The organism is Bradyrhizobium vignae (assembly GCF_004114425.1).
In the GTDB taxonomy this organism is placed as follows: domain Bacteria; phylum Pseudomonadota; class Alphaproteobacteria; order Rhizobiales; family Xanthobacteraceae; genus Bradyrhizobium; species Bradyrhizobium vignae.
Genome location: NZ_RDQF01000119.1, coordinates 1 through 4790, shown reverse-complemented (window position 1 = coordinate 4790; position 4790 = coordinate 1). Strand labels below are relative to the sequence as shown.

The window sequence follows — 4790 nt, the reverse complement described above, 5'->3', positions numbered from 1 at the left end:
TCGAGTTCGTCTTCCCATCCCGGCATGGTCAGCCCTCCAAGAGCCGACCACCCATGAATCATTGAAAAATTGATTCGGGAATCCTATAAAACGCGCCAAAATCAACAATCTGCCAAAGTAGTGCTAGTGAGCCGCATTAACGGCGACGGTCGCGTGACCGACGGTCCGTTGGCCCCGATCGATACCGCGCTCGGGAAGCCATCTGAGCTCTGCTGGCTGCAAGTGACATCTGACAACTCGCTGGTGCTCGCGACCAACTTCGGATACGGAACGGTTTCTACCTACCGGCTTGTAGACGGCCGATTGAGCCTTCTCCAGGACCCGGCCAACAAAGCGATACCGGGCGACGGTACCTTCCGCGCTGTGAACGGGCTCGTCAGCAGCGGACCCAGCGACAGCTGGTTGACTCCCGACGACCAGTACTTCTACCAGATCTTTGGAAATGCCCAGGTGCTTGTCAGCTACCGCCTCGACAAGACGAGCGGCAGACTGACGGAGATTGGTCGAAACCCGATTCCCTACAACAGCACCCAGGGCCTCGCGGGATTCTAGACATCTACCGACGGAGCGCGGTCGACCAGGCAAGATCCAGCTAATCCACTGTGATGCGTCTGGCAGACGCGCTCTCAGCCCTTTGCAGCCTTGCCGCGCAAATCAGTCAATCGCAAGATACAGTGGCGCAGGTTTCCCTCTCGCACGGTTGGACGCTCGACGAGCTTAGCGATCTCCTCGTCGGTTTGGTCGCAAATGGAGTCAGTTGGCGTCTCAAAATGGCCAATTGCTTGCTGCTACCGCCGCAGTAGCGGGGTTACGCAACAGGAAGATGCGGAAAAGAATCGACGTCGTTGGCGACATGGTAGCCTGGGGTGCCCACTTTTGTCTCTTCTACGAAACCAGAGAGGATCTCGTCGTTGGTCCGGAGAATTATTCCCTAGAGCTCGACAGGGCGATATGAACTCCTTCAAGCAAATCTCGGCAAACGGCTTTACCAGGTACCTGACAATTCCGGCGTCCCGAGCACGCGAGCGATCGTTCTCCGTCGGTAAGCCGTTATGAGGACTGTCAGAATCTTTTTGCCGAGCTTTGACAGCTCGAAATAGACGTCGAATCCACTCATTTCGGGCATCTGCACATCGGCAATCAGGCATGCCGTTTGGCCGACTCGCGATCAAGACAGGACAAAACTGGCATTCTCGCTCGCGCTGGAGCATGCCGAATGCACGTTCCTCAGCGGCGATTTGACGAAGGCGCTCGGCCCCGCGCGTGAGCAGCAATACCGCTCCTGCCGGCTCCGGCGTGCTCGATGGAGCGGCCGGAAGCGGACCTTATAGAGTTCGACGGCAGGGTATTGCGCCTCGCTTCCAGCTCGGTCAGCCAACTGTGCCGATCTCCAGGCTGGAGAAGACCGCGGTCGGCACATTGGAGTAGTCGACGTGCCAAGGTCTCTTGTAGCAACCGACTGGGAAGCATCGACGTTACGACCGAACAGGACAGGAGACTGGTGGCCGATCAGGTGCTGCTCGCTTTTGCGCACGCCCCGAACACGTCTCGCTGGGGTTCGACCGCGCCCGGGTCAAGACTGGGGCAGACGGAGCTATCATTGTGGACGCGAGCTCGCGCACGAACATCCCGAACATCTACGCCGTGAGTGACGTGCCAATCCAGCTCAACCTAGCGACCGTCGCGATCCGCGAAGGGCACGCGTTCGCCGTTCAGCGCCGTAGAGCTCTCCAGGCATGCTGTCATTCGGCTTGCAATGTTGGCTCTGACGCATTTTTGGTGCAGCTCCGATTATTCTGCGCCGATTAGTCTAGCTTGAAGCAAATCGATTTTTCCCGCGACCGTACATTTGACGTTTGACGAGCTTGAGGCGCGTGATCTGACCTTCAGTCTGTCCGTTGGACCAGAGCGAAGTGATTGCGGCCCTAACCGCCGCTTCATCTTTCGCAACGCCGCTGGCGAACGAGGCGACGAGACTGGCGCGGGCGCGCTCGATCCATGGGATGAGCCCCTCCTCAGTTTTGCGCCGGATCATCAAGTGGAATTCAGCGATGATCTCGCGCGCCTCGACCAGGGTTGGTACGCCAGCTTCGATCGCCGCGACCGTGACGGTCTCCGCTTTCGTGAGTACATCCCGCCCGACTGTCATGAGGCGTGCGATCGTTCTGGCTGACGGAATCCGCTGCAGGTTTTCTACGTCCGCCTTTTCAGCCCGTCGTCTACGGGTCGCCCACTCGCTGATGATGCGGAGCGAGCCTCGGAAGCCACGGGCCGCCAGGCGGCGCCAAAGTTCAGCGCCGTTTCGACAGCCGGCCGCCCACTGATCGTCGAGCCATGGCAGATGCTGATCGAGTGAGCTCTGCCGGGTCCGGAAGACGTCATGGCGTTCGCCGCGGATGACCTGCCGCACCAGCTTCCTACTATGGCCAGTCCGGCGCACGATCTGCTTGATCGGTATGCCGTTCTTCGACAGAGCCAGGATGGCCGCATTGGTCTCCTCGCGGCGCAGATAGCCCTCATATTGGAGGCGCTCGGCGGCTGTGAGCAGCTTGGGATCGATCGTGGTCGCGCCAATCACGGTGCGTATTGGTCGCATCGATTTGCGGACGGCGTCGAGAAAGGCTCGACTGGCGTTCTCCATCAGATGCCAACGATCTGCCACCTGCACCGCGTGCGGCAAGGCCTTTGCTGCGGCTTCGCCATATCCTCCACCACGGTCACGGGCGACGATCGCGATCGTGGGATGAGCAGCGAGCCACGCTTGGGCGGTTGCGGGCTCCCGATCCGGCAGCAGCGTGACAATCCGACGCTTTTCCAGGTTGCAGATGATGCTGGCGTATCGGTGATTGCGCCGCCAGGCCCAATCATCAATGCCGATAACTCTGAGCGGGTCGGCCGGCGGACGGCTACGGCGTCGGACCACGCGCAGGAGCGTGTCTTTGCTCACCGGCAGCATCAGCCGTTTTGCGAAGCCTGCCGCCGGTCGACCACCAAGCGCCAGACCGAGGTGATGGACAATAGAGTCCAGCCTCGCCGTGCGTCGCGCTGATGGAGCCAGTATCCCCTCGGCGAAGCGCTCAGTGAAGATTTGGCGCCCGCACAGGACGGCATCGCAGCGGAAGCGGCGGGCGATTACCAGGAGCTGGACGATCCGCCCCGCAAGTGGAAGATCGGTCACGCGGCGTCGATAGCGGCTATGGACACGTCGCGAAACCGTTCCGCACGATGGGCACAGACCAACGCTTCCGGACGCCCGGACCACAACAATGGCCTTATCACCCTCGTAGTACGCACTCTCTACAACAAACCCACGCGGCACCAGACTGGAGCGGTGGAGTGCTTGCTGCATCGCGCTGATTCTCCCCCAATCAAAGCGCCAGACATCCCCCAAACTGCATCAAAAGTGAGTCAGAGCCAAATTTGCAAGCCGATTGACAGGCATGCCGCGGCATAGTCGTTTCCGCCCTCGATGACTATCTCCGTCGGGCCACTTCCACTTTTCCTTAGGTCCGCTTCAGATCGTCGACCAGCATCGCCGTGGCGTGGCGCGCAAGCGCCTGGGTTGGGGCGTTGGTGTTGCCGCTGGTGATGTTGGGCATGATCGAGGCGTCGATTACCCGGAGGCCGTCGACCCCTCGGACCCTGAGCCTCGCGTCAACCACTGCTCGCGCATCCTGCCCCATCCGGCACGTGCCAACCGGGTGAAACATCGTCGTCACTGCACCCTTCACCCATTCGCCGATCTCTGCATCGGATTGGATGTGCGGGCCGGGATCGATCTCCTCCTCGATCACCGGCGCCAACGACTCCTGCGCCATAACCTCGCGGATCGCGCGTACCGATTCCACTGCGGCCCTCAGGTCTTCCTCCTCGCCCATGAAGTTCGGATTGATGAGGGGCATCGACGTCGGGTGGCTGTCGGCCAACCGCACCCAGCCACGGCTCTTGGGCTGAAGCACCACGAGTTCGAAAGTGATGCCGGAACGGTCCCCCGTCGGGCTGACCCCGCCAGTTGCGACGATGGGCACGTGATAGCATTGGATCGTGGGTTCGGCGGTAAAGTCCGACGGATTCCAGTGGGAAACCGTCTCGATGCCATTGCCCGCTGCCGGGCCATCCTTGGTGACGAAATAGCGCAGGCCCGCCTTCACGCTGCCGAGGCCATGTGCGGCCGCTTGGTAACCCAGATCGCCCTTTACATAGGCGCGGACCGGCACGATCGCGTGGTCGTGGAGATTTTCGCCCACCTCCGGAGAATCGACGATAACGGGGACGCCGTGCTGGCGAAGCTGCTCGGATGGCCCGATGCCCGAGTGCATGAGGATCTTCGGGCTATGGACCGAACCGGCCGACAGCACAACCTCGCTGGCCATGATTATCTCGTCATCCATGAGCTCGACGCCGACGACTCGATTGTTCTCGACGAGGACGCGAACAACGGTCTTGCCGGTCAGAAGAGTGACGCGGCCCGAAGCGAGGTGCCGACGGAGATAAGCGTCGACCGCGCTGCACCGCCGCTGGTGCCCGACCGTTGACTGCACCGGCGAGACGCCGATCTGGCTCTCGCCGTTATAGTCGGGGTTATAGGGAAGCCCATATTCCTGGAAGGCTTTGAGGCAGTATTGGTTCAGCTCGTTGATGCCCTTGGGCTGTCGGGCGACATGGGAAATTGCCCCCCGCATTGCCTCAGTAAAAATGTTACCGGACAACTTCCCTGTCGTGTCTGGGGCGGAGCTGCCGAATCAGTTCGGTGGCGGGTATGGCAGGGAAGATCAGCATGCGCGCAAAGC

Annotated in this window: 3 protein-coding genes and 1 pseudogene; 2 read left to right on the top strand and 2 right to left on the bottom strand. The window is 60.8% G+C overall.

From position 1 onward, the window contains the following. The first annotated feature begins 153 nt into the window (after positions 1–153). Positions 154–552, top strand: a complete 399-nt coding sequence (locus tag EAV90_RS38820) for a lactonase family protein (RefSeq protein ID WP_129146436.1) — start codon at positions 154–156, stop codon at positions 550–552. A gap of 1050 nt (positions 553–1602) precedes the next feature. After that, on the top strand, positions 1603–1809 hold the full coding sequence (locus EAV90_RS38810) for a hypothetical protein (protein ID WP_347338836.1): 207 nt from the start codon (positions 1603–1605) through the stop codon (positions 1807–1809). Here the strand turns inward: EAV90_RS38810 and EAV90_RS38805 are convergent. Next, positions 1792–3349, bottom strand: a pseudogene (locus tag EAV90_RS38805) (ISL3 family transposase). The gene EAV90_RS38810 and the pseudogene EAV90_RS38805 sit on opposite strands and share 18 nt — an antisense overlap. Before the next feature lie 154 nt (positions 3350–3503). Continuing rightward, a complete protein-coding gene (locus tag EAV90_RS38800; RefSeq protein WP_245509739.1) occupies positions 3504–4709 on the bottom strand; it encodes a GMC family oxidoreductase in 1206 nt (401 codons plus the stop codon). Between the last annotated feature and the right edge of the window lie 81 nt (positions 4710–4790).